Origin of the sequence: Pantoea sp. USHLN298, from assembly GCF_037149395.1 — a bacterium.
Lineage (GTDB): Bacteria > Pseudomonadota > Gammaproteobacteria > Enterobacterales > Enterobacteriaceae > Pantoea > Pantoea astica.
Genome location: NZ_JBBCRO010000006.1, coordinates 260,436 through 284,269 on the forward strand (window position 1 = coordinate 260,436; position 23,834 = coordinate 284,269).

The window sequence follows — 23,834 nt, forward strand, 5'->3', positions numbered from 1 at the left end:
CGATGAGACCTTTTTCTCTTCATCCCGGTGCGCTGGCGGTGACCAGCGTCTTTTACTGTCTGACGCCTGGCCTGTCGCTGGCGGAAACTTACTCATCCCTGCCGCCGCCGCCCAGCCTGCAGAACCCCGGTAACGGCCAGCAATATATGCTGGAGCTGATCGTTAACCAGCAGGTGCGCGGTGACATCGTGGCGGTTGAACAGCGTGACGGCCACTTCTGGCTGCGCAGTGGCGACCTGCAGCGGGCCGGTCTGCCGCAGGATAAACTGGGGTCGCAGCCGCAGGTCGACGTCAGCGTCATGCCGCAGGTCAAAGTGGAGTATGACGATGCGCGGCAACGCCTGCTGCTCAGCGTGCCGCCCGGCTGGCTGCCCGGACAGGTGATTGGCGAGGCGCAAAACGGACCGCGCTATCCCGGACGCACCAGCAGTGGTGCGCTGATCAATTACGATCTCTATGCCAGCCGCACCGATAACAGCGGCACCCGCCTCTCCGCCTGGAACGAGCTGCGGCTGTTCGGACCGGCAGGCCAGTTCTTCAGCAACGGCGTCTGGCAGCAGCAGCTGGAAGGCAGCAACAGCTATCAGGATGATGGTTACATCCGCTACGACAGCGGATGGAGTAATGAAAATGAGAATGCGGCAATCAGCTGGCGGGTCGGCGATCTGGTGACTGATTCGCTGGCCTGGAGTAATAGCGTGCGGCTCGGCGGCATCCGTATTGGCCGCGATTTTGGCGTCCGTCCCGATCTGGTGACCTATCCGTTGCCCGCCTTTTCCGGTCAGGCCGCAGTGCCTTCCACCGTCGATCTGTTTATCAACGGCTACCGCTCCAGCCAGGCGAACGTGCAGCCGGGACCCTGGTCGCTGACCAACGTGCCGTTTGTTAACGGTGCCGGCGACGCGGTGATCACCACGACGGATGCAGTAGGACGGCGCGTGACGACCACCCTGCCGTTCTATGTCTCCAGTAGCCTGCTGAAGTCCGGCCTGTCTGATTACGCCTTTTCTGCCGGGGCGATCCGCGAGAACTATGGGATAAAGAATTTCGATTATGGCGCGGCGGCGGCCAGTGGCTCTTATCGTTACGGCATGACCGACTGGCTGACGCTGGAGAGTCATGCTGAAGGCAGCGACAGTCTGGCGATGGGCGGCGTCGGCGGACTGCTGCGCGTCGGAAGCTGGGGCGTGGTGAATGGCGCGGTGGCGCACAGCCAGCTCGATGGCGAAACCGGCACGCAATACAGCTGGGGATATCAGTACAATAACCGCTGGTTTAACCTCGGCACCCAGCAAACCCAGCGCAGCCGCGACTTTGGGAATCTGGCGCTGGTCGGCAGCCGCGCCGGAACCGACGCCGGCAGCAGCTATGCCCTGTCGCGCCGTAGCGCCCAGTACAGCGCCAGCGTGTCACTCAACCGCTTCGGCAGCGTCGGCGCGGCGTACATCGACATCACCGGTGGCCGCGGCGATCGCACCCGGCTATGGAACCTCTCCTGGAGTAAAAATCTGTGGGGCAACAGCAGCCTCTACGTTTCAGCCAGCCGCGATCAGCAGGAGAAAAGCTGGACCGGGGCTATTTCGCTGGTGATCCCGTTTGGCGAACAGGGCAGCGCCGCCATCAGCACCGAACGCGACCAGCTGGGACGCGACAACCAGCGGCTCTATGTCTCGCGCGCCATGCCCAGCGACGGCGGCATCGCCTGGGACGCTTCCTGGGCCAATCAGAGCGGCGATAGCGGCGATTATCGTCAGGGCAGCCTGCGTTATCGCAACAATCAGATTGATACCTCGGCGGGCTTTTATGGCGATGATGACAACACCACGCAGTGGGCTGACCTCTCCGGCGCGCTGGTGTTGATGGACAACAGCCTGTTTATCGCCAACGAGATTAACGACGCCTTTGTGCTGGTCAAAACCAACTATCCCGACGTCACGGTGCGGTACGAGAATCAGGCAATGGGCCGCACCAATCAGCAGGGCTATCTGCTGGTGCCGTCGATCAGCAGCTACTATCCGGCCAAATATGATATCGACACCCTCGACCTGCCCGCGGATATGACCACGCCACGGGTGGAGCAGCGGTTTGCCGTGAAGCGTCAGAGCGGCTATCTGCTTAACTTTCCGGTGGAAAAACTGCGCTCCGCCAGCGTGATCCTGCACGATGCGCAGGGCCAGCCGCTGCCGGTCTCCAGCCTGGTGCAGCGCCCCGATCACGCCACCGAATATGTCGGCTGGGATGGCATTGTCTGGATGGAGGATCTGACCGCCAGCAATCCGATACAGGTGGTAACGCCGGATGGCCGCCGCTGTGACACCGAACTGCGTATTGCCGGCGGTCAGCCGCAGGCGCTGAAAACCTATGGGCCATTGACCTGCGCGCTGCCGGCAGCGGCGGCGGGCAGCACCGCCCATCCTGTTGATGCTTTTGCTACCGGAAATCCACCATGATAAATCGTCTGCTGTTCGCGGCTCTGCTGCTGTTGTTGCCGTCACTGGGTTACGCCGCCTGCGCCCTGCCCGCCTCCACCGCCAGCTTCGGCTCCGTCACCACTTTTGTTGCCAACAGCACCGTCAGTTCGGTCACCACCAACGCCAACGTCAACTGCGGGGCCGGGGCGGCGCTGTCGCTGCTCGGCAATAACCAGATCACCTTTCAACTGACCGGTGCCACTAACAGTAACGGCACCCGCGGCATTCTGAAGCGCAGCGGCGATACCAGCAGCGACAACGTGCCGGTGCGGCTCTGTACCGACAGCGCCTGCGCCAATGAACTGACGATCGGCGGTACGCCATTCGTCTTTGGCTCGCAAACCCTGATCAACCTGGCGGGCCTGCTGGGCAGCCTGAACTTTGCCATTCCGATCTATCTGCGTACCGTGCCGGGTCAGGTGGTGACCGCCGGCACCTGGCAGGTGACGCTGAACCTCGCGGTGACCTACCGTATCTGCACCAGCATCGCCATTGGCAACCTCTGTTTAAGCGAACAGAGCGGCAGTGGCGTGATCCCGGTTACCGTCACGGCGATCCTGACCAATGACTGCACCACCATTACCGCGCCGAATATCAGCTTTGGCAGTGCGCCGCTGGTCGGCAGCTTCTCCAGCGTGTCACAGACCATCAACGTGCTGTGCAGCAAAGGCAGCACCTATACCGTTGGCCTGAGCAACGGCAGCTATCCGGTGGGCAGCGTCAGGAATATGGCGAGCGGGGCAAACCGGCTGAGCTATGAGATTTATAAGGGGACGACCAGCAACCGCTGGGGACCGGGCGGCACTGAACGCTGGAGCAGCACCACCTCATCAGCGGTGTCGGCAGACGGATTGACGCGCGGCTTTAACTACACCGCGCGGGTCCTCACCAGCCAGAACACGCCGCCCGCCGGCAACTACAGCGACAGCGTGGTGGTGGATTTATCGTTTTAGAGCGAGGCGCTGACCGGTGCGCCGCTGTGACGCGCCTGGTACTGCTTCACCATCCGGCCAATCAGTAAGGTACCAATTAAGCCACACACGGCGGCGAAGGTCAGCCAGACGCCCGGCATCGCCTTGTCGCCAGTGACGTGGATCAGGTAGCTGGAAATCGCTGGGGTAAAGCCGCCAAACAGCGCGGTCGCCAGGCTGTAGGCCATCGAGAAACCGGCGGCGCGCACCTCGGCGGGCATGATTTCCGCCAGATACACCACCATCGCCCCGTTATAGCTGGCATAGAGAAATGACAGCCACAGTTCAGCTTCCAGCAGATGAGCAAAGCTGGCCGATCCCACCAGCCAGTGCAGCACCGGCCAGGTGGTGGCAATCATCAGCAGAGTAAACACGATCAGCAGCGGACGACGGCCGATGCGGTCCGACAGCGATCCCATCAGCGGCAGCCAGATCAGGTTAGAGAGCCCGACACAGAGCGTCACCAGGAACGCCTGTTTATCGCTCATCATCAGCACCGTTTTGCCAAAGGTCGGCGTAAACGCGGTAATCATGTAGAACATCACGGTGGTGGTGACTACCATCAGCATCCCCGCCAGCACCAGCGCCCAGTTGCTGGCCACCGAGCGCATAATCTCGGTCATGCGTGGATGGTGTTTACGCTTGCTGAACGCTTCGGTCTCTTCCAGCATCCGGCGGATATAGAACAGGAATGGCACGATCAGGCAGCCGACCACAAACGGAATACGCCAGCCCCATTCGGTTACCGCCTCTTTCGCCAGCAGATGATTCAGCGCCAGGCCGAGCAGCGCGGCAAAGATCACCGCAACCTGCTGACTGCCGGACTGCCAGCTGACAAAGAACCCTTTGCGTCCTTCGGGCGCGACCTCCGCCAGGTAAACCGAGACGCCACCCAGCTCAACGCCTGCCGAGAAGCCCTGCAGTAAACGCCCGAGCAGGATCAGAATCGGTGCCGCCGCGCCCAGCGTGGCGTAGCCTGGCACCAGCGCAATCGTCAGAGTGCCGATCGCCATCAGGCCAAGCGTCAGCAGCAGACCTTTGCGGCGGCCATGATGGTCAATGTACGCTCCAAGAATGATCGCCCCCAGCGGGCGCATCAGGAAGCCGGCACCAAAGGTCATCAGAGTCAGCATCAGGGAAGCGAAGGGGTCATCACCGGGGAAAAAGGTTTTAGCGATGGCGGTGGCGTAGTAACCAAACACCATAAAGTCGTACATTTCGAGAAAGTTACCGCTGGTAACGTTGAAGATGGTGCGGGCAGCACTTTTCGGCGGCTTTTGTAAAGACGAGGTGTGACTCATAACGGCTTCCTGTAGTTTTTTAGCCGTTTTAGCCTGCCTGAGGCGGCAATAATGTGAGCAACCTCACCATTGCACTTTACAAAACTGTATGCAGAAGTAACAACTAATTAACAATCGAACTTCGCCAGCATAACCGACCAGTGGAAGCGCCAGTTCGCCTGATTTCATCCGGTCTGACGGGCTGCATAAAAAAGGCGGCTGAATCAGCCTGTTGCTCGTCAGTTAAGCGACCGGTGATAACGCAGTCTGGTGCCGCTCCGGGGTTGGCGGTCCTCGCGCCGCTACGCGGTGCCTTCACTTCATTCCTCTGCCTGACGGACCGCCGGGAATGGCACATCCTGTGCCGCCCCGCCTTTCGCCCGCGTCCTGCGGGCTCTCCTGGCTAATGTTCAGCGCTGCGGATTGCCTGCCCCGGATCGGCCCCAGCCTGCTCTGAAGCTTCAGTGCATGTTGTTAAAAAGGCACGATGGTAGAGGCCTGAGCACCTCTGCTGCTGAAAGGGCTATCCGCAGCGCTGAGGCGTGACGTTGGGCCAGAACGCCACGCCGGGAAGCGTGGAGAGTTCGAGGCCGGCCAGGGAAGGCCGATCCCCGAACGGTTCGTCGGCACGACGTCAAAGCCGAAGGTACCGCGAAGCGGCGCGAGGACGGCCCGGCAGCAGCAGAGGTGCTCAGGCCCGCACTCCGGCACGCCTGCCCATACAAAAAAAAGCTGCCACGTCTGACCGTGACAGCCTTTGAAAATTTAACCTTAACTGACGCGCATCAGGCTGAATCAGCCGCCTTCTCTCTCTACCGGGTAAACCGCTATTTCTTCACGGTTTCCATGCCCATCAGACCAATTTTCAGATAGCCCGCGCTACGCAGTTGATCCATCACGCTCATCAGCGTTTCGTAATCCACCGACTTGTCCGCCTGGAAGAAAATGGTGGTCTCTTTGTTGCCGCCGGTCTGACCGGTCAGCACGCTGACCAGCGATTCCGGTGTCACCTGATCGTTACCGACATAAAGCTGCTTGTCAGCCTTGATCGACAGGTAAACCGGTTTTTCCGGTCGCGGCTGCGGCGCGCTGGTAGACGCTGGCAGATTCACGCGCACGTCGACAGTCGCCAGCGGTGCCGCCACCATGAAGATGATTAGCAGAACCAGCATCACGTCGATAAACGGCGTGACGTTGATCTCATGCATTTCACCATCGGTTTCCAGGTCGTCGTTTAATCGCATGGCCATAATCGCTTACCCTAAGCGCAGTTTCTGGGCCGCCGCAGGACGCGGAACGTCAGCGGCGACGTTTCCCAGATCGATATCACGGCTCTGTAACAGCAGCACCTGCGCCGCCACATCACCCAGTGAGGCTTTGTAATTGGCGATCATGCGGGCAAAGACGTTATAGATCACCACCGCCGGAATCGCAGCGACCAGGCCAATCGCCGTCGCCAGCAGCGCTTCCGCGATGCCAGGTGCAACAACCGCAAGGTTGGTGGTCTGGGTTTTAGCGATGCCGATAAAGCTGTTCATGATGCCCCACACGGTGCCGAACAGGCCGATAAACGGCGCGACCGAACCAATGGTCGCCAGGAAGCCGTTGCCCCGGCCAGCGTGGCGGCTGACGGCGGCAACGCGGCGCTCAAGACGGAAGCTGGTACGATCTTTAATGCCGTTGGTGTCCTCCACCCCGGCTGACAGCTCAAGCTCATTTTGTGCGTCGTTCAGCAGCACGGCGCTATGGCTATGGCCGGTGAACTGCTGAGCAATACGGGCGGCGTCATTCAGGTTACGCGCTTCGCCCAGCGCCTGCTGCTCGCGTTTCAGGCGACGTTTAGCGGCGCTCAGTTCGGCATATTTGCCGAAGAAGATCGCCCAGGTGACAACTGAAGCCAGTAACAGGCCAATCATCACTACCTTTACCACGATATCGGCATGTTGATACATGCCCCAAACGGAGAGGTCCGTTTGCATCAAATCACTGGCTACCACGCTGCTTCTCCAACTTCATCTACAGGGATGCGAAACAAGCGCAAATAATAGCAAAATAGCCGCGAATTGATAGTCGTTCTCATTAGTATTTACAAACTCTAACCTGCCCGGCAGGCCGATGACGGCAGTTTTATGACAGCCGACGGGGATGTTTCGAAAATGTGATGCTGCGTGAAAATTTATTAAAACAACGTTTCAAAATGTGATCGCATTCATTCAATCAGCATCGCCGCATTTCGCTGACGCCCTTTTTCACTATGCTGGCTCCACGCGGCCCCTTGCTACACACGCCGGATTCCTGAGCGCCGCCCTTCCTCTGCTGGAGACAACATAATGAGAATGACCAAAACACGCCTGGCATGTGCCCTGGCGGCAATGATGGTGAGCGCCGCCGCCTCGGCACAGGTGATTAAAGTGGCAGAAGTTCAGCCTGCTGGCTACCCCACAGTGGTGGCGCTGCAGCACATGGGTGACAAACTGAAACAGGCCACCGACGGCCGGCTGGAGATGAAACTCTATGCCGGTGGCGTGCTGGGCGATGAAGATCAGACTCTGCAACAGGTACAACTGGGCGCGATCGATATGATCCGCGTGTCGCTGGCGCCGGTCACCAGCATCGCGCCGGAAACCAGCGTGCTGACGCTGCCCTATGTTTTCCGCGACGTCGACCACATGCACAAGGTGCTGGATGGGGAGATCGGTAAAGAGATCGCCGATAAATTCGATAAAGATCCCAACGCCCGAATGGTGTTTCTCGGCTGGACCGACGCCGGTGAACGCAACATGATCACCAAAAAACCGCTGGCGAAGCCCGAAGATCTGAAAGGCATGAAGATCCGCGTACAGAACAGCGCCATTTCGCTGGCTACGCTGAAAGCGATGGGAGCCAACCCGGTGGCGATGGGCGTCAGCGAAGTGTTCAGCGCCATGCAGACCGGCGTGGTTGACGGAACCGAGAATAATCCACCGACTTTCGTCGCCCATAACTATATGCCGGTCGCGAAATATTACACCCTCACCGGACACTTTATTCAGCCGGAAATGATCCTGTTCTCGAAACGTGCCTGGGATCGTCTCAAGCCTGAGGATCAGGCGCTGCTGAAGAAACTGGGTAAAGAAGCGCAGGATGAAGAGCGCCAGCTCTGGGCAACCTATACCGAACAGTCGCTTGCGAAGATGAAAGCCGGCGGCGTCACCTTCCAGCAAACCGACCGCGACTATTTCGTTAAGGCGACCCAGCCGGTGCGCGATCAGTTTGGCGGTAAATATCAGGATCTGATGACCCGGATCGCTGACGTGAAATAACCCTTCCCGCGCCACACTGCCGTGTGGCGTGCTTAATCAGGTATCAATTATGGCTGCTTATACGCGTCTGATGGATGGGCTCTATCTGCTGTGCATGCTGGTTGCCGCCGTGGCATTGATGATCATGGTGACGGTGATCCCGATCGGGATTTTTGCCCGCTACGTGATGAACGGCGCGCTCTCGTGGCCGGAACCGGTTGCCATCATATGCATGATTATTTTTACCTTTATTGGCGCGCCGGTCGGCTTACGCGCCGGAACACACATCTGCGTCTCCATGATGACCGATCGCCTGTCACCCGCTCTGCAACGTCTGCTGCTGCGGGTCTGCGATCTGCTGATGATCATTACCTGTCTGGTGATCTTTCAGGCCAGCTATAGCCTGTGTGAAGCGATGTGGGTGCAGTCGCTGGCCTCGCTGCCTGCCGTAACCTATGGCGAGATGTATCTGCCGATCCCGATTGGCGCGATCTTTACCCTGCTGTTTGTTGTTGAGCGATTGCTGACCGGCGATCAAAGCCAGCGTCCGATTGTCACGCTGGGCGGCACCCACTAATCCGGAGCAGAAGATGGACGCATTGATTTTATTAGGCAGTTTGCTGGTGTTGCTGCTGGTGGGTTTTCCGGTGGCGTTTGCGGTCGGCCTGAGCGCGTTTATCGGCGCCTGGTGGATCGATCTGCCGCTGGAAGCGGTGGTGATTCAGATTACCAACGGCATTAACAAATTTTCGCTACTCACCATTCCGTTCTTTATTCTCGCCGGGGCGATCATGGCTGAAGGCGGCATCGCCCGCCGCCTGGTTAACTTTGCCTACATCTTTGTTGGCTTCATTCGCGGCGGTTTATCGCTGGTCAACATTGTCGCCTCCACCTTCTTTGGCGCCATTTCCGGCTCATCGGTGGCGGATACCGCTTCGATCGGCTCGGTGATGATTCCGCAGATGGAAGAGAAAGGCTATCCGCGCGACTTTGCGGCCGCCGTCACCGCCAGCGGCTCAGTGCAGGCGGTACTGACGCCACCCAGCCATAACTCGGTGATCTACTCGCTGGCGACCGGCGGGCTGGTCACTATCTCTTCGCTGTTTGTCGCCGGAATTTTGCCGGGCCTGATGCTGGGCGGCTGCCTGATGATAATGTGCCTCGGCTTTGCCCGGAAACGCGGCTATCCGAAAGGCGATCGCATTCCGTTTCGTCAGGCGCTGAAGATTTTCTTCGATGCGTTCTGGGGGCTGTTCACCGTCGTCATTATCATGGGCGGGATTCTGTCCGGTATTTTCACCGCCTCGGAGTCGGCGGCGATCGCCTGTATCTGGGCCTTCTTCGTCACCATGTTTATCTATCGTGACTTCAAATGGAACCAGTTGCATATCCTGCTGTTCCGCACCATCAAAACCGTCACCATCGTGATGGTGTTGATCGCCTTCGCCGCCGGGTTTGGCGCGGTGATGACCTTTATGCAACTGCCGACGCTGATTACCGAGGCGTTCACCAGTCTGTCGGATAACAAGTATGTGATTCTGATGTGCATCAACATTCTGTTGCTGGTGGTGGGGACGCTGATGGATATGGCTCCGCTGATTCTGATTCTGACGCCGGTGCTGCTGCCGGTCGCGACTTCGCTGGGAATCGATCCGGTTCATTTCGGGATGATCATGCTGACCAACCTCGGCATCGGCCTGATTACGCCGCCGGTCGGCACGGTGCTGTTTGTCGCCAGTGCGGTGAGTAAGCAGAAAATTGAGCAGGTGGTCAGTGCCATGCTGCCGTTTTACGGCATGTTGTTCATCGTGCTGATGCTGATTACCTATATTCCGGCGATTTCACTCTGGTTACCGCGTCTGATGGGCGTCATGTAGCACCCGCAAAATCGGGTTCGCCTGCGGACCCGATTTTTATCCTGCGACGCACTCTGATAATCGCCATTGAGTCTCAACCCTGCCGGCCTTTTCGTGCTAACGTGAAGGCTCAGGCAGAAGCGGCAAAGGCGACTCATGAGCACCAAAAAAATTGATACCACCCTCGTCAGCGCAGGACGCAGCAAACGTTATACCCAGGGCTCGGTGAATAGCGTAATTCAGCGTGCCTCCTCACTGGTTTTTGACAGCGTAGCAGACAAAAAACGCGCCACCGCCGGTCGGGCAAAAGGTGAACTGTTTTATGGTCGCCGCGGCACCCTGACCCACTTTGCGCTGCAGGACGCGATGACCGAACTGGAAGGCGGCGCCGGTTGCGTGCTCTATCCGTGCGGCGCCGCGGCAGTGGCTAATGCGATTCTGGCGTTTGTCGCGGCGGGCGACCACGTACTGATGAGCGGCGCGGTGTATGAGCCGACGCAGGACTTCTGCCACAAAATTCTGCAAAAGATGCAGGTCTCGATTGGCTGGTTCGATCACTGTATCGGCAGCGAAATCGGGGCGCTGATCCAGCCCAACACCCGGGTGGTCTTTCTGGAATCACCCGCTTCAATCACCATGGAAGTGCAGGATATCCCGGCCATTGTGGCGGCGGTGCGGGCTAAAGCCCCCGACGCAATTATCATGATCGATAATACCTGGGCCGCCGGTATTCTGTTCAACGCGCTGGCACATGGGATCGATATTTCGATTCAGGCCGGGACCAAATATCTGATTGGCCACAGTGACGCGATGATCGGCACCGCGGTCGCCAACGCGCGCTGCATCGATCAGCTGCGCGAGAACTCCTATCTGATGGGCCAGATGGTCGATGCGGATACCGCCTACATGGCGAGCCGGGGATTACGCACGCTCGGCACCCGGCTGCGTCAGCATGAAGAGAGCGCGCTGCAGGTGGCTGAGTGGCTGTCGGCCCGGCCGGAAGTGGCCCGGGTTAACCATCCGGCGCTGGCGCAAAGTAAGGGCCACGCATTCTGGCAGCGCGATTTTAACGGCAGCAGCGGGCTATTCTCCTTTATTCTGCACCAGAAACTCAGCCCGGCGCAGCTGGCGGAATACCTCGATCACTTCCATCATTTCAGCATGGCCTACTCGTGGGGCGGCTATGAGTCGTTGATCCTGGCGAATCAGCCGGAAGAACTGGCCGCAATTCGCCCAGCCGGCGGGGTCGATTTCACGGGTACGCTGGTGCGGCTGCATATTGGTCTGGAGCACGTTGAGGATCTGCTCGCCGACCTTGAGGCGGGTTTTGCGCGCCTGACGCGCTGAGCAAGCTAAACAGAAGATAAACGTGGTGGTCGCCGCCAGCAGAGATTGCCGGGCTGCGGCCTGATTATTGTTAAAATTTATCCCGGACCGTTCAGGCACCAGGCCGAGCGTGAAGCGCTGAGCCCCTGCAGACCAGGCAGGCTCAGTCTGCCACTCTCGCGGCAGCCTGATAAGGCGGGTTTTCCTTGTGACGTGATGGAATAGCTAATGGGTGTTTTACACGAGATTGTCCACGCGCTCTGGCATCAGGACTTTGCCGCGCTGGCAAATCCGGATGTAGTGTGGGTGGTGTATGGCGTAATGTTCCTGACGCTGTTTCTGGAAAACGGGCTGTTACCCGCTTCTTTCCTGCCGGGCGACAGCCTGCTGCTGCTGGCGGGCGCGATGGTCGCGAAAGGCGTGATGGATTTCATACCGACGATGGTGATCCTCACCACGGCCGCCAGTCTCGGCTGCTGGCTGAGTTATCTGCAGGGGCGCTGGCTGGGCAATACCCGGCTGGTGAAAAGCTGGCTGATGCATCTGCCGGCGCAATATCATCAGCGCGCCTGGAATATGTTTAACCGTCATGGCCTGATGGCGCTGCTGGTGGGTCGTTTTCTCGCCTTTATCCGCACCATCCTGCCGACCATGGCGGGCATTGCCGGTTTACAGAATGGCCGCTTTCAGCTGTTTAACTGGCTGAGCGGTGTGCTCTGGGTCGGCATCGTGGTGGCGTTTGGCTATGGCATCAGCCAGGTACCCTTTATCAAACGTCATGAAGATCAGGTGATGGCGATTCTGATGGTGCTGCCGATGGTCTTGCTGTTTCTCGGCCTGTTCGGCAGCATTATTGTGATCTGGAAAAAACGTCGGCAGAAGCAGGCCTGACGCCATTCTGGTGATGACCCGCCGCCTGTCAGGCGGACGGGTCTGCCACCGTCTGCCGTACCCGACTCACCTCTTCGCCCGGCGTCACGCCAAAATAGCGCTTAAACTCGCGCGAAAACTGCGACGGGCTTTCATAGCCAACCCGCACCGCCGCCGCACTCGCTTTCAGTCCATCATGCAGCATCAGTAACCGTGCCTGGTGCAGACGATAACGCTTGAGATACTGCAACGGTGACGTCTGGGTCACCGCTTTAAAGTTGTGGTGGAACGCCGAGACGCTCATGTTCACCTCCGCCGCCAGCGCGTCAACGCTGAGATTGTCGGCAAAGTGATTTTCAATGCGCCGCAGCGCACGCGCAATCTGGCTGAACTGGGTCTGGCGACTCACCAGCGACAGCAGCGCCCCCCCCAGCGGGCCGGTCAGCACATAATAGATAATCTCACGCACGATATGCGGCCCCAGCACGCGGGCATCGCGCGGCTGCGTCATCACATCCAGTAGCCGTTCCGCCGCGCAGAGCATCGGTTCTGTCAGCCACGCCGAGTGGATGCCGGAGGTCAGCGGCTGCGGCTGAAACTGATCATCGTCACCGATCTCAATCAGCAAATCCTGCAGGCTGGCGGTATCGACATTCAGGCATAAACCGGCGATCGGCACCTCTGGCGAGGCCCAGGTTTCGCACTCCACCGGCAGCGGCACCGTGAGCATCAGGTACTTGCTGGCGTCGTACTGGAACACCGTGCTGCCGAGATAGCCGGTTTTGCTGCCCTGAAACAGGATCACAATGCCAGGCTGATACATCATCGGCGTGCGCGGACGATACTGATTAGCATAAATCAGCGAAACATGACTGACCGGACAGAGACGATCGCGACCGTGGGTCATTAAGGTCACCACCTGCTGCGCCAGGCGGTGACACAGGGCATCGTGCGCCATTCAGACTCCTTATCAGGATAAAAAGTCAGTGTGCCGCGACACTGCCTGAACCGCCAGCGAATTGGAGAATCAGGCAAGAAGTTTGCCGGATCGGGCAGTGTGTTGCTGTTGCGCACGCTCAGCCCGACAGGCAGGCTGTGAATTGTTGGCTAGACTTAAGCACAGTGAAATCTCACTGGTTAACTGCAACGGAAAGGAGCAACTATGGCAGACCAACCCATTATCAAACTGCACGATGGCAATATGATGCCGCAACTGGGACTGGGCGTGTGGCAGGCCAGTATCGACGAAGCGCGCCAGGCGGTTCTGAAAGCCTTACAGGTCGGCTATCGCTCCATTGATACCGCCGCCGCTTACAAGAACGAGGAAGCGATTGGTCAGGCGCTGCAGGAAACCGACGTGCCGCGCGACGAGATTTTCGTCACCACTAAGCTGTGGAATGACGATCAGCAGAACGTTCAGCAGGCGATGGAAACCAGCCTGCAGAAGCTGCAACTGGAGCAGGTTGACCTTTATCTGATGCACTGGCCGTGCCCGGAAAAAGATCACTATGTTGATGCCTGGAAGAAAATGATCGAGCTACAGCAGCAGGGGCTGACCAAAAGTATCGGCGTCTGTAACTTCCATGAATCCCACCTCAAGCGCCTGCTGGATGAGACGGGTGTGACGCCGGTCGTCAACCAGATCGAACTGCATCCGATGCTGCAACAGCGCACGCTACATGCGTGGAATGCGATGCACCAGATTCAGACGGAATCCTGGAGCCCGCTGGCGCAGGGCGGTAAAGGCGTATTTGATCAGGAGGTGATTAAATCGCTGGCGAAGAAATATGGCAAAACCCCGGCGCAGATCGTCATTCGCTGGCATCTGGACAGCGGGCTGGTGGTGATTCCGAAGTCGGTCACGCCTGCACGTATCGAAGAGAACTTTAAGGTGTTCGATTTCCGGCTGGATAAGCATGAAGTCAGCGACATCACTAAGCTGGATAGCGGCAACCGTCTGGGGCCGGACCCGGAAACCTTTAACGGCTAAGCGGTGAACCCGTTTGCGGCGCGGCGTGACGCGGTTCATTGCTGTTGTCGCACTAAAAAAAGGGCAACGTGACGTTGCCCTTTTTCGTTACGCCGTACGGCTTACTGCGTTGGCTGCACCACCAGCTGACCGGCAGTTCCGCGATCCGCCAGCTCCAGCGTCTGGCTGTAATAGACAAATGGGAAGTGATCTGACGAACTCTGCGGGAAGCTGACCATCAGTTCCACATCACCATCTACCCAGACCGTATCTTTCCAGCCGCGATCTTCGCCCATCGGTTGCGCGCCGTTGACGCTCTTAATCAGGAACATCACACCCTGAATATGCAGCGCCTGTGGCCGATCGGCATGCAGAATCCAGCGCTCAAAGGTGCCCTGCTGCGCGGTGGTATCAATACGGTTCATGTCCCAGATGGCGCCGTTGATGCCCGGCATACTGTCGCCAATCCGGAACTCACGCGTGCGCACCGCCACACCATCCAGAATCTGATCGGCCAGCAGTCGCATGGGCAAATTATCAGTGACCAGCGGCAGCAGCCCGGTGGGGCGTAAGGTGAGGATCAGGGTCGAGGTCAGGATCGATGACGGCTCAAAGAAGCCGCGCAGCCGATCCATAATGCCCGCCGCGGTGCCGGCGGTAATCGATACCTCATCGCCCTGTGACATATCGACCAGCACCTCGCGTCGTTCACCCGGAGCCAGCGACAGGCGCTGTACCGCGACCGGCGCGGACAGAAAGCCCTGATCGCTGGCAATCACCATAAATGGCCGGTTATCGCTCAGCACCATCTCATAGCGGCGCGCATTCGAGGCGTTCAGCAGACGCAGACGCACCCAGCCGCGGGAAACCTCGACAAAAGGATTTCGCACGCCATTCACCAGCAGCGTGTCGCCGAGAAAGCCGCCATCCTGCGGCGGGTCGTAAACCGGCGTGGCAAAGTTATCGAGCCGCTTGTCCTGAATGATGATCGGAAAGTCGTCAACGCCGTAGTGTTTCGGCAACGGCAGTTGCTTGCTGATATCGTCCTCAATCAGCCACATCCCCGCCAGCCCGTTGTAGATATGCGGCGCCATGCGGTTCGGCGTATTGGCATGATACCAGCAGGTCGAGGCCGCCTGACGAATCGGCAGTACCGGCGCCCAGTCGACGCCGGCTGACATCATGCGCGGTGCGCCACCCATCAGTGCGCCAGGAAGCTGCAGGCCGCTGATGGTCATCGACACCGGCTCATTGAGGCGGTTGCTGTAGATCAGTTTCACGTCGTCGCCGCTGTAGACGCGCACCGTCGGCCCGAGATAGAGGCCGTTAATGCCCCATACCGGAACCTTGTTATTATCACCGTTGAATGCCCAGTGACTGCGCTGCATGGTCAAAAACAGCGGCTGACCGCGACGTGATTCCAGTAACGGCGGAATCGGCAGTGGCGTATCACCATTGGCGGCGGACGCGGCACGAGCCGCATGAGGCATAATACCGGCGCTAAGCGCCACTCCAGCAGAAAGCTGGATGAACTGACGTCTGCTGAAAGACATAAAACTTCTGACCTTTTACGCGTGGCGCTGACGCGCCAACCCTGTTTTTATTGCTGTTATGTGCTGTGCTGCTTTTACGGCGAGCCGTTAAGCCCCTCACCGTGCGGCATCCCTGCAGGCTGGTTCGGCGATGCAATCGCCGGTCAGATTTTACCGCTTTTTTCGCGAGCTTCGACTTCGGCGTTAAGCTCTTCCAGCTTCGCCGCCATCAGTTCACGACAGTGGGTTGCCAGCTTACGCACCGAGGAAGATTCAAACGCTTTCACATCAACCGGAGGCAGCATCTCAACGATCACCAGCCCATTGTTCCAGCGATTCAGTTTGATCTTATCGTGCGTATTGGAGACCACAATCGGGATAATCGGCACACCGGCCGCCACGGCGGCGTGGAATGCGCCGGTTTTAAACGGCATTAAACCGCGACCGCGGCTGCGCGTGCCTTCCGGGAACATCCAGAACGAGATGCGCTTACGGTTGAACTGATCGACCAGCTGGCCGATGGTGCCGTGTGCTTTGGCGCGGTTATCCCGATCAATCAACAGATTACCGGTCAGCCAGTAGAGCAGACCAAAAAACGGTACCCACAACAGGCTCTTTTTGCCGACCGTCACCGTGGTTGGCTGCACAATTTTAGCGGCGGTCACCATGTCGTAGTTGTTCTGGTGGTTAGCGATATAGATCGCATTGCCGTAGTTGTCAGCCCCTTCCGGACGGCGCAACTCTACTTTAAGCCCTAATACCGTCGACAATTTACCGAACAGGCGGCCAAAAGTGGCGACGTGGCGCGGATTGCGCGGTGAAAAAAGACACCAGATACAGCCAAACACAGAGACTAATATCGAATAAATTACCACGATAATGGTACGCAGTATCAGTAACATAGTTCCCTCATTGAGCCACGGCTGACACAGTGTCAGCCGGGTAGTTTACGCTTCGCTGTCCGCAATAGCCGGACGCGCAGGCGCATCCAGTTCAACACGATCAATTTTTTGCAGGCCGCGTGGCAACAGCGTGCCGCGACGTCCGCGGTCGGCGCGGAATTTCTGCAGCTCTTCACTGCGCAGCAGCATCTTACGCTTGCCGACATGCAGGGTAATGGCGCTGCCCGGCGGCAGAATCATCAGCCATGCCAGCTTATCCTGACCTGCAGCCGCTTCAGCGGCCGGTATCGAGATGATCTTGTTGCCCTTGCCTTTCGACATTTGCGGCAGTTCACCGACCGGGAACATCAGCATCCGTCCCGCCTGGGTGATCGCCAGCAGCATGTCATCTTCATGATGTACCGCCATTGGCGTCATCACTCTGGCGTTTTCCGGCAGCGTCAGCAGCGCTTTACCGGCGCGGTTACGGGAGACCAGATCGGCAAAGGTGCAGATAAAGCCATAGCCCGCGTCAGACGCCATCAGTAAGCGCTGCTCGTCCGGCTCCATCAGCACCTGCTCAACGACCGCGCCCGGCGGTGGCGTCAGCTTACCGGTCAGCGGCTCGCCCTGCCCGCGCGCCGACGGCAGCGAGGTCGGATCTAAGGTATAGCTGCGGCCGGTGGAGTCGATAAAGGCCACCGGCTGGTTGCTCTTGCCGCGCGCGGCGGCCAGATAACTGTCGCCCGCTTTGTAGCTTAGCCCGGCCGGATCGATATCGTGCCCTTTGGCGCTGCGCACCCAACCCATCTGCGACAGCACGATGGTCACCGGCTCGGAAGGGATCAGCTCGGTTTCGCTCAGCGCTTTCGCTTCTTCACGCTCACGCAGCGGTGAGCGACGTTCGTCACCATAGCTGGCGCTGTCGGCCTGTAACTCTTTTTTCAGCAGAGTGTTCATCTTGCGCTCAGAGGCCAGCGTCGCCTGCAGCTGATCGCGCTCTTTTTCCAGCTCGGCCTGCTCGCCGCGAATCTTCATCTCTTCCAGCTTCGCCAGGTGGCGTAACTTCAGTTCGAGGATCGATTCGGCCTGGGTTTCGCTCAGTTCAAAGCGTGACATCAGCACCGGCTTCGGCTCATCTTCGGTACGGATGATGTGGATCACTTCATCGATATTGAGGAAGGCCACCAGCAAACCGTCGAGGATATGCAGACGACGCAGCACGCGGTCGAGCCGGTGATTAAGACGACGTTTCACCGTATCACGGCGGAATACCAGCCATTCCGACAGAATTTCGTGCAGGTTTTTGACCGCCGGACGGTTATCCAGGCCAATCATATTCAGGTTAACCCGGTAGCTCTTTTCCAGATCGGTGGTGGCGAACAGGTGGTTCATCACCTGATCCAGATCGACCCGGTTTGAGCGCGGCACGATCACCAGACGGGTCGGATTCTCATGATCCGACTCGTCCCGCAGATCCTCAACCATCGGCAGCTTTTTATTGCGCATCTGGCTGGCGATCTGTTCCAGTACCCGCGCACCCGACACCTGATGCGGCAGCGCGGTGATCACCACCTCGCCCTCTTCCTTCTTCCAGATGGCGCGCTGGCGAATAGAGCCGCGCCCGTTCTGATAAATTTTTCGGATCTCGTCGCGCGGCGTGATGATCTCCGCCTCGGTCGGATAATCCGGGCCCTGTACGATATCCAGCAGCGCATCCAGCGTAGTTTTAGGATGGTCGATCAGGGTGATCGCCGCCTGCGCCACTTCACGCAGGTTGTGCGGCGGAATATCGGTCGCCATACCGACCGCAATCCCGGTGGTGCCGTTCAGCAGAATGTTCGGCAGCCGCGCCGGCAGCATCTTCGGCTCCTGCAGGGTGCCATCAAAGTTTGGCTGATAATCGACCGTGCCCTGACCCAGCTCACCCAGCAGCAGTTCAGCATATTTCGACAGGCGTGATTCGGTGTAACGCATGGCGGCAAAGGATTTGGGATCGTCGGGCGCGCCCCAGTTGCCCTGTCCATCCACCAGCGGATAACGATACGAGAACGGCTGCGCCATCAGTACCATCGCTTCATAACAGGCGCTGTCGCCGTGCGGATGGTATTTACCCAGCACGTCACCGACGGTACGCGCTGATTTTTTGAATTTCGCGCTGGCGCTCAGTCCCAGTTCGGACATGGCGTAGATAATACGTCGCTGTACCGGCTTTAAGCCGTCGCCAATATAAGGCAAGGCGCGGTCCATGATGACGTACATCGAATAGTTTAAGTACGCATTCTCGGTAAATGTGTGCAGGGCAAGACGCTCTGCACCATCCTGCGTCAGTTCACTCATGAATTTCTCATCCTCACATCGTGGCCCACAACGGCGGGACACCCGGCGGTGGTTTGGCGAGGATAGTACCTTATTCGCCGGTGTTAGTCACAGGGGAAGCACGCGGCGACAGGCGGTCAGCAGGCGCGGGTTAACCCGCTGACGCAGTGGAAATCGGACCGGTAACGTCAGAGCTGATCGCCCATCCACTGCCGGGCAATCTCGCGGTACTCTCCGGTCGCGGTGCTCAGGTGTAACCACTGATCGACATAGAGTTTCCAGCTGATGTCATCGCGCGGGATCATGTAAGCCTTCTCGCCATATTGTAGCGGCTTATCGGCATTGATGGCGCACAGCGTCGGGAAGCGCTGTTGCTGATAGCGCGCCTCAGAGGCATCGGTGATCATCACATCGGCGTGGTTGTCTACCAGCTGCTGGAAGATGGTGACGTTATCGTGGAACAGGGTCAGCGAGGCCTGCGGCAGATGGCTATGAACAAAGGCTTCGTTGGTACCGCCCGCCGGCTCGACCAGGCGCACCTCCGGACGGTTGAGCTGCTCCAGCGTCTGATAGCGGTCTTTATCGGCACAGCGCACCAGCGGGATCTTGCCATCCACACCCAGCGGCTGAGCAAACCAGGCGGTCTGCTGGCGCTTCAGGGTAACCGACACGCCACCCAGCGCAATATCACACTGCTTCGCCAGAAAATCGGGCATCAGGGTTTTCCAGCTGGTAGCCACCCACTGCACTCTGGCACCGAGTGAGGCGGCCAGCGCATTCGCCATGCTGATATCCAGCCCTTCATACTGGCCGTCGGGCCGCAGGTAGCTGTAAGGCTTGTAGTCACCGGTGGTACAGACCTTCAGCACTTTGCTGCTGATAACACTCTCCAGACGCGACTGCGCCTGAGCGGCTCCGCTGGCCAGCAGCAGAGCAAGGATGACAATTTTTTTCATGATGGGCTTTTCTTCGGCAGGTTGGTTTGCGTACTGATGGTGCCATAAATCGGCGTATTGTTGCCGCTACAGCAAAAGTGTTGTGATCAGCCTCCCATTTCTCTGCTGCCGCTTCGCGCGTAAGCTGAGCGTCATACACAGAAAAAGGAGTACCTATTCGAATGAGTAAGTTTTTAATTATCGACGGCGGCAAAACCTTTGCCCACTCAAAAGGCGAACTGAACCATACCCTGACTGACGTCGCCGCCAGCCAGCTGCGTGACCTGGGCCATGAGGTCTCGGTCACCGTGGCGGACAGCGACTACGTGGTCGCTGACGAAGTGCAGAAATATCTCGACAGCGACGTGGTGATTTATCAGATGCCAGGCTGGTGGATGGGCGAGCCGTGGACCGTAAAACGTTATATTGATGAAGTCTTTACCGAAGGTCACGGTTCACTGTACGCCAGCGATGGTCGTACCCGCGCTGACGCCGCCAAAAAATATGGTTCCGGCGGCCTGCTACAGGGCAAAAAATATATGCTGTCACTGACCTGGAACGCACCGCTGCAGGCTTTTACCGATCCGGAGCAGTTCTTTGAAGGCGTCGGCGTGGACGGGCTCTATCTGCACTTCCATAAAGCCAACCAGTTCCTGGGTATGGAAGCGCTGCCGACCTTTATCTGTAATGACGTCATCAAGCAGCCTGATGTGCCGCGTGACATTGCGGCGTATCGCGATCATCTTACTCGCGTGTTTGGCTAAGCCAGGCTACCGTTACGCTTTACTCCCCCGCGAAAGAGGAATCCGCGAATGTTAACCGTCGTTGCTGAAATTTGTGTAAAACCCGGTCGCCGTCAGGCGGTGCTGGATGCCGTAAAAGCGCTGATCCCGACCGTGCTGCAGGAAGAGGGATGCCACCAGTATGATGCGCTGCTGGACCATCAGGCACAGGTGCCGTGGAAACAGAACTCGCCGGACTCCATTTTTATGCTGGAACAGTGGGAAACGCTGCGTCATCTGGAGCAGCATCAGCAGATGCCGCACATGGATGCGCATCGCGCCGTCATTAAAGATGATGTGGTGGATGTGAAAATCCTGGTGCTGGAACCCAGCGCCTGATTATTGCTGTAGCCCTGATCCCTGTTCTGTTCCCGGTGCAGGCAGGCTCTGAAAGCGAATCCGGCCAGACGTTGTCCGTATCTCAAACCCCTGTCCATGACGGGGGTTTTTTATGATGACATGAAGGCTTACAGCAGCTGGCGACGGTCGATCTCAGTGCGCAGAAAGTCGAGAAAGCAGCCAATGCGTGAAGAGAGCGTGGTGTTGCGATAGTAGACCGCATGCACCGGCAGACGCAGCTCACGGGTTTCATCAGGCAATACCGGCACCAGCCGCCCGGCGGCGCAATCTTCCCGGCTGACAAAGTCGGAGAGGCGCGCAATGCCCTGTCCGGCCAGCGCCAGCTGGCGGATGGTTTCGCCGCTGGAGGCGGAAAGCGTCGGCTTAATCCGCATAAATTCGCCGTCGGGCTGCCAGACCGGCCAGACGTTGTGATTATCAAGATGACTGAAGCCGATAATCTGATGCTGCTCAAGATCGGCGACGGTTTGCGGCTTGCCCGCCTTCGCCAGATAGGCCGGGCTGGCCATCAGACGAATCGCGCTGCTGCCCAGCATCCGCGCACGCAGCGTGGAGTCGCGCAGTTCGCCGATGCGAATGGCGACGTCGGTTTGCTGCTCCAGCAAATCGATCAGGATATCGTCGGTATTGAGTTCCAGCTGAATCAGCGGATATTGCGCGCGAAACGCCTCCACCAGCGGCACAATCACATGCAGCATAAACGGGGTAGCGGCATTGACCCGCAGCCGCCCTGACGGCATCTCGCGTCGCTGCGCAATCTGCTCTTCTGCCTGCTCTACCGACGCCAGAATCTGACGCGCATGCTCCAGAAATACCTGCCCTTCTTCTGTCAGCGCCAGCCGTCGGGTGGTGCGATGAAGCAGGGTGGTTTGCAGTTTGCTCTCCAGCCGGCTCAGGGCACGGCTGATGCCTGAACTGGTCTGCGAAAGCTGGTCGGCCGCGGCGGTGATGGAGCCGGTATCCACTACCGCCACCCAGGCACGTAACTCTTCCAGTGTAATTTTCACAATCGCTGCTGTCTCTGCTGTGTGGACCTCTCCGGGCCGCTTGTCGATCATGACCCGCTACCTGAGAAAACAGGACGCTGGCGCGTCCTGTTTTTTATACTTCGATGTCGGCCATGTCGCCTTTTTCCTGCAACCAGTTTCGCCGGTCTTCGGAACGTTTTTTCGCCAGCAGCATATCCATCATGCGTAACGTCTGGTCGACGTCCTCATCACTGATGGTCAGCTGCACCAGCCGGCGGGTATTAGGATCAAGCGTAGTTTCGCGCAACTGCAGCGGGTTCATCTCACCCAGCCCTTTAAAGCGCTGGACGTTAGGTTTGCCCTTTTTACGCTTCAGCTGCTCCAGCACGCCCTCTTTCTCATCTTCATCCAGCGCGTAGTAGACCTCTTTGCCCAGATCGATGCGATAGAGCGGCGGCATCGCCACATAGACATGGCCGCCTTTCACCAGCGAACGGAAATGCTTCACAAACAGCGCGCAGAGTAAGGTCGCGATATGCAGACCGTCGGAGTCGGCATCCGCCAGAATGCAGACTTTGCCGTAGCGCAGCTGCGACAGATCTTCGCTGTCGGGATCGATACCGATGGCCACGGAGATATCATGCACTTCCTGCGACGCCAGCACCTCATCTGAGGAGACTTCCCAGGTATTGAGGATCTTGCCTTTCAGCGGCATGATCGCCTGGTATTCACGATCGCGCGCCTGCTTGGCCGAGCCGCCTGCCGAATCCCCTTCCACCAGGAACAGTTCGGTTTTATTCAGATCCTGCGCGGTACAGTCCGCCAGCTTGCCAGGCAACGCCGGCCCGCTGGTGAGCTTTTTACGCACCACCTTCTTCGCCGCACGCAGACGACGCTGGGCGCTGGAGATGGCCAGTTCGGCCAGCTGCTCAGCCGCCTGCACGTTCTGGTTGAGCCACAGGCTGAAGGCATCTTTGACCACGCCCGACACAAAGGCTGCGCACTGACGTGACGAGAGCCGCTCTTTGGTTTGTCCGGCAAACTGCGGGTCCTGCATCTTCACAGAGAGCACGTAGGCGCAGCGATCCCAGATATCTTCCGCCGAGAGTTTTACGCCGCGCGGCAGGATGTTGCGGTATTCACAGAACTCGCGCATCGCATCCAGCAGGCCCTGACGCAGACCGTTAACGTGGGTGCCGCCCTGCATGGTCGGGATCAGGTTAACGTAGCTTTCGGTCAGCAGCTCTCCGCCTTCCGGCAGCCACAACAGCGCCCAGTCAACGGCTTCCACATCACCGGCAAAGCTGCCGACAAAGGGTTTTTCCGGCAGCGTTGGCAGTCCGTTAACCGCTTCGCACAGGTAGTCGGTCAGGCCATCTTCATAGCACCAGCGCTGTTCAGTGTTATTCAGCTTATCTTTAAAGACAATTTCGACGCCCGGACAGAGCACCGCTTTGGCTTTCAGCAGGTGCGACAGACGTGAAACCGAGAAGCGCGGGCTGTCGAAGAAACTTTCATCAGGCCAGAAGTGTACGCGGGTGCCGGTGTTGCGTTTCGCCACCGTGCCGGTCACCGTGAGTTCCTGCACTTTTTCGCCATTTTCAAAGGCGATGTCATACACTTCGCCATTGCGGCGTACCGTGACTTCGACCCGTTTTGACAGGGCGTTGACCACCGAAATGCCGACGCCATGCAGGCCGCCCGAGAACTGATAGTTTTTGTTGGAGAATTTGCCGCCAGCGTGCAGGCGGCACAGGATCAGTTCCACCGCGGGCACGCCCTCTTCCGGGTGAATATCCACCGGCATACCGCGACCATCATCGATCACTTCCAGTGACTGATCGGGGTGCAGTATCACTTCAACCCGCTTCGCGTGGCCGCCCAGCGCCTCATCGACGCTGTTATCAATCACTTCCTGACCCAAATGGTTGGGTCGCGTCGTGTCGGTATACATGCCCGGGCGACGGCGAACAGGCTCAAGGCCAGTCAGGACCTCAATGGCATCCGCGTTATAGTTTGATTGACTCATCGTA

20 protein-coding genes are annotated in these 23,834 nt (G+C 58.4%); 10 read left to right on the plus strand and 10 right to left on the minus strand.

Annotation, left to right across the window (positions count from 1 at the left end; translation table 11 throughout):
• The first annotated feature begins 2 nt into the window (after positions 1-2).
• Complete coding sequence (locus tag WFK59_RS16930) at positions 3-2,450, plus strand: fimbria/pilus outer membrane usher protein (protein ID WP_336756552.1); 2,448 nt, start codon at positions 3-5, stop codon at positions 2,448-2,450.
• Positions 2,447-3,424, plus strand: coding sequence for a Csu type fimbrial protein (locus WFK59_RS16935; protein ID WP_336756554.1), 978 nt, complete (start codon positions 2,447-2,449; stop codon positions 3,422-3,424). The genes WFK59_RS16930 and WFK59_RS16935 overlap by 4 nt, the downstream gene beginning before the upstream one ends.
• Here the strand turns inward: WFK59_RS16935 and WFK59_RS16940 are convergent.
• The 3 genes from WFK59_RS16940 to exbB all read right to left on the minus strand — a co-directional run bounded on the left by WFK59_RS16940 (position 3,421) and on the right by exbB (position 6,701).
• Positions 3,421-4,743 carry an MFS transporter gene (locus WFK59_RS16940; RefSeq protein ID WP_233987104.1) on the minus strand — a complete coding sequence of 441 codons (1,323 nt, stop codon included), beginning with the start codon at positions 4,741-4,743 and terminating at the stop codon, positions 3,421-3,423. The genes WFK59_RS16935 and WFK59_RS16940 overlap by 4 nt on opposite strands.
• Positions 4,744-5,549: 806 nt before the next feature.
• On the minus strand, positions 5,550-5,972 hold the full coding sequence (exbD, locus tag WFK59_RS16945) for a TonB system transport protein ExbD (protein WP_094120626.1): 423 nt from the start codon (positions 5,970-5,972) through the stop codon (positions 5,550-5,552).
• Positions 5,973-5,978: 6 nt separating this feature from the next.
• Positions 5,979-6,701: a tol-pal system-associated acyl-CoA thioesterase gene (gene exbB / locus WFK59_RS16950; RefSeq protein WP_336756684.1), complete on the minus strand. Its 723-nt coding sequence runs from the start codon at positions 6,699-6,701 to the stop codon at positions 5,979-5,981.
• 351 nt (positions 6,702-7,052) lie between these two features.
• Here exbB and WFK59_RS16955 point away from each other — a divergent pair, with 351 nt between their 5' ends.
• The 5 genes from WFK59_RS16955 to WFK59_RS16975 all read left to right on the plus strand — a co-directional run bounded on the left by WFK59_RS16955 (position 7,053) and on the right by WFK59_RS16975 (position 12,076).
• Entirely contained in the window at positions 7,053-8,024 is a 972-nt protein-coding gene (locus WFK59_RS16955; RefSeq protein ID WP_233987102.1) for a TRAP transporter substrate-binding protein, read from the plus strand.
• A gap of 49 nt (positions 8,025-8,073) precedes the next feature.
• A complete protein-coding gene (locus WFK59_RS16960; protein ID WP_233987101.1) occupies positions 8,074-8,580 on the plus strand; it encodes a TRAP transporter small permease in 507 nt (168 codons plus the stop codon).
• Between the two features lie 13 nt (positions 8,581-8,593).
• A complete protein-coding gene (locus tag WFK59_RS16965; RefSeq protein ID WP_233987100.1) occupies positions 8,594-9,880 on the plus strand; it encodes a TRAP transporter large permease in 1,287 nt (428 codons plus the stop codon).
• A 135-nt stretch (positions 9,881-10,015) separates the two neighbouring features.
• On the plus strand, positions 10,016-11,206 hold the full coding sequence (gene metC / locus WFK59_RS16970; protein ID WP_336756557.1) for a cystathionine beta-lyase: 1,191 nt from the start codon (positions 10,016-10,018) through the stop codon (positions 11,204-11,206).
• 207 nt (positions 11,207-11,413) lie between these two features.
• Entirely contained in the window at positions 11,414-12,076 is a 663-nt protein-coding gene (locus tag WFK59_RS16975) for a DedA family protein (protein ID WP_031376521.1), read from the plus strand.
• A gap of 28 nt (positions 12,077-12,104) precedes the next feature.
• Here the strand turns inward: WFK59_RS16975 and WFK59_RS16980 are convergent, their stop codons facing one another.
• Complete coding sequence (locus WFK59_RS16980; RefSeq protein WP_233987098.1) at positions 12,105-13,013, minus strand: AraC family transcriptional regulator; 909 nt, start codon at positions 13,011-13,013, stop codon at positions 12,105-12,107.
• 204 nt (positions 13,014-13,217) lie between these two features.
• Between WFK59_RS16980 and dkgA the strand changes: the two genes are divergently transcribed.
• Entirely contained in the window at positions 13,218-14,045 is an 828-nt protein-coding gene (dkgA, locus tag WFK59_RS16985) for a 2,5-didehydrogluconate reductase DkgA (protein WP_233987097.1), read from the plus strand.
• A 101-nt stretch (positions 14,046-14,146) separates the two neighbouring features.
• On the opposite strand, the gene ftsP is transcribed toward dkgA, so the two are convergent.
• From ftsP to WFK59_RS17005, 4 genes are all read right to left on the minus strand, one after another.
• The gene (gene ftsP / locus WFK59_RS16990) at positions 14,147-15,577 is read right to left on the minus strand and encodes a cell division protein FtsP (protein ID WP_233987096.1); all 1,431 of its coding nucleotides are present in this window, start codon (positions 15,575-15,577) and stop codon (positions 14,147-14,149) included.
• A 143-nt stretch (positions 15,578-15,720) separates the two neighbouring features.
• The gene (locus WFK59_RS16995) at positions 15,721-16,458 is read right to left on the minus strand and encodes a 1-acylglycerol-3-phosphate O-acyltransferase (protein WP_094120636.1); all 738 of its coding nucleotides are present in this window, start codon (positions 16,456-16,458) and stop codon (positions 15,721-15,723) included.
• A gap of 45 nt (positions 16,459-16,503) precedes the next feature.
• Positions 16,504-18,777: a DNA topoisomerase IV subunit A gene (gene parC / locus WFK59_RS17000; RefSeq protein ID WP_336756561.1), complete on the minus strand. Its 2,274-nt coding sequence runs from the start codon at positions 18,775-18,777 to the stop codon at positions 16,504-16,506.
• A 167-nt stretch (positions 18,778-18,944) separates the two neighbouring features.
• Entirely contained in the window at positions 18,945-19,712 is a 768-nt protein-coding gene (locus WFK59_RS17005; RefSeq protein ID WP_336756563.1) for a transporter substrate-binding domain-containing protein, read from the minus strand.
• Positions 19,713-19,873: 161 nt separating this feature from the next.
• Between WFK59_RS17005 and WFK59_RS17010 the strand changes: the two genes are divergently transcribed.
• Complete coding sequence (locus tag WFK59_RS17010) at positions 19,874-20,455, plus strand: NAD(P)H-dependent oxidoreductase (protein WP_233987093.1); 582 nt, start codon at positions 19,874-19,876, stop codon at positions 20,453-20,455.
• Between the two features lie 48 nt (positions 20,456-20,503).
• Positions 20,504-20,812: a putative quinol monooxygenase gene (locus tag WFK59_RS17015; protein ID WP_233987092.1), complete on the plus strand. Its 309-nt coding sequence runs from the start codon at positions 20,504-20,506 to the stop codon at positions 20,810-20,812.
• A 128-nt stretch (positions 20,813-20,940) separates the two neighbouring features.
• On the opposite strand, the gene WFK59_RS17020 is transcribed toward WFK59_RS17015, so the two are convergent.
• Positions 20,941-21,840 carry a LysR substrate-binding domain-containing protein gene (locus WFK59_RS17020; protein WP_336756565.1) on the minus strand — a complete coding sequence of 300 codons (900 nt, stop codon included), beginning with the start codon at positions 21,838-21,840 and terminating at the stop codon, positions 20,941-20,943.
• 94 nt (positions 21,841-21,934) lie between these two features.
• Positions 21,935-23,830: a DNA topoisomerase IV subunit B gene (parE, locus tag WFK59_RS17025; protein ID WP_233987091.1), complete on the minus strand. Its 1,896-nt coding sequence runs from the start codon at positions 23,828-23,830 to the stop codon at positions 21,935-21,937.
• Between the last annotated feature and the right edge of the window lie 4 nt (positions 23,831-23,834).

Excerpts from the sequence above, each read along its gene's own strand:
- exbB (WP_336756684.1), bottom strand. The coding sequence starts at position 6,701 with ATGCAAACGGACCTCTCCGTTTGGGGCATGTATCAACATGCCGATATC.
- dkgA (WP_233987097.1), top strand. The coding sequence starts at position 13,218 with ATGGCAGACCAACCCATTATCAAACTGCACGATGGCAATATGATGCCG.
- WFK59_RS16935 (WP_336756554.1), top strand. The coding sequence starts at position 2,447 with ATGATAAATCGTCTGCTGTTCGCGGCTCTGCTGCTGTTGTTGCCGTCA.
- WFK59_RS17005 (WP_336756563.1), bottom strand. The coding sequence starts at position 19,712 with ATGAAAAAAATTGTCATCCTTGCTCTGCTGCTGGCCAGCGGAGCCGCT.
- WFK59_RS16975 (WP_031376521.1), top strand. The coding sequence starts at position 11,414 with ATGGGTGTTTTACACGAGATTGTCCACGCGCTCTGGCATCAGGACTTT.
- WFK59_RS16930 (WP_336756552.1), top strand. The coding sequence starts at position 3 with ATGAGACCTTTTTCTCTTCATCCCGGTGCGCTGGCGGTGACCAGCGTC.
- WFK59_RS16955 (WP_233987102.1), top strand. The coding sequence starts at position 7,053 with ATGAGAATGACCAAAACACGCCTGGCATGTGCCCTGGCGGCAATGATG.
- metC (WP_336756557.1), top strand. The coding sequence starts at position 10,016 with ATGAGCACCAAAAAAATTGATACCACCCTCGTCAGCGCAGGACGCAGC.
- ftsP (WP_233987096.1), bottom strand. The coding sequence starts at position 15,577 with ATGTCTTTCAGCAGACGTCAGTTCATCCAGCTTTCTGCTGGAGTGGCG.
- WFK59_RS16965 (WP_233987100.1), top strand. The coding sequence starts at position 8,594 with ATGGACGCATTGATTTTATTAGGCAGTTTGCTGGTGTTGCTGCTGGTG.
- exbD (WP_094120626.1), bottom strand. The coding sequence starts at position 5,972 with ATGGCCATGCGATTAAACGACGACCTGGAAACCGATGGTGAAATGCAT.
- WFK59_RS17015 (WP_233987092.1), top strand. The coding sequence starts at position 20,504 with ATGTTAACCGTCGTTGCTGAAATTTGTGTAAAACCCGGTCGCCGTCAG.
- parC (WP_336756561.1), bottom strand. The coding sequence starts at position 18,777 with ATGAGTGAACTGACGCAGGATGGTGCAGAGCGTCTTGCCCTGCACACA.
- parE (WP_233987091.1), bottom strand. The coding sequence starts at position 23,830 with ATGAGTCAATCAAACTATAACGCGGATGCCATTGAGGTCCTGACTGGC.
- WFK59_RS16980 (WP_233987098.1), bottom strand. The coding sequence starts at position 13,013 with ATGGCGCACGATGCCCTGTGTCACCGCCTGGCGCAGCAGGTGGTGACC.
- WFK59_RS17010 (WP_233987093.1), top strand. The coding sequence starts at position 19,874 with ATGAGTAAGTTTTTAATTATCGACGGCGGCAAAACCTTTGCCCACTCA.
- WFK59_RS16960 (WP_233987101.1), top strand. The coding sequence starts at position 8,074 with ATGGCTGCTTATACGCGTCTGATGGATGGGCTCTATCTGCTGTGCATG.
- WFK59_RS16940 (WP_233987104.1), bottom strand. The coding sequence starts at position 4,743 with ATGAGTCACACCTCGTCTTTACAAAAGCCGCCGAAAAGTGCTGCCCGC.
- WFK59_RS16995 (WP_094120636.1), bottom strand. The coding sequence starts at position 16,458 with ATGTTACTGATACTGCGTACCATTATCGTGGTAATTTATTCGATATTA.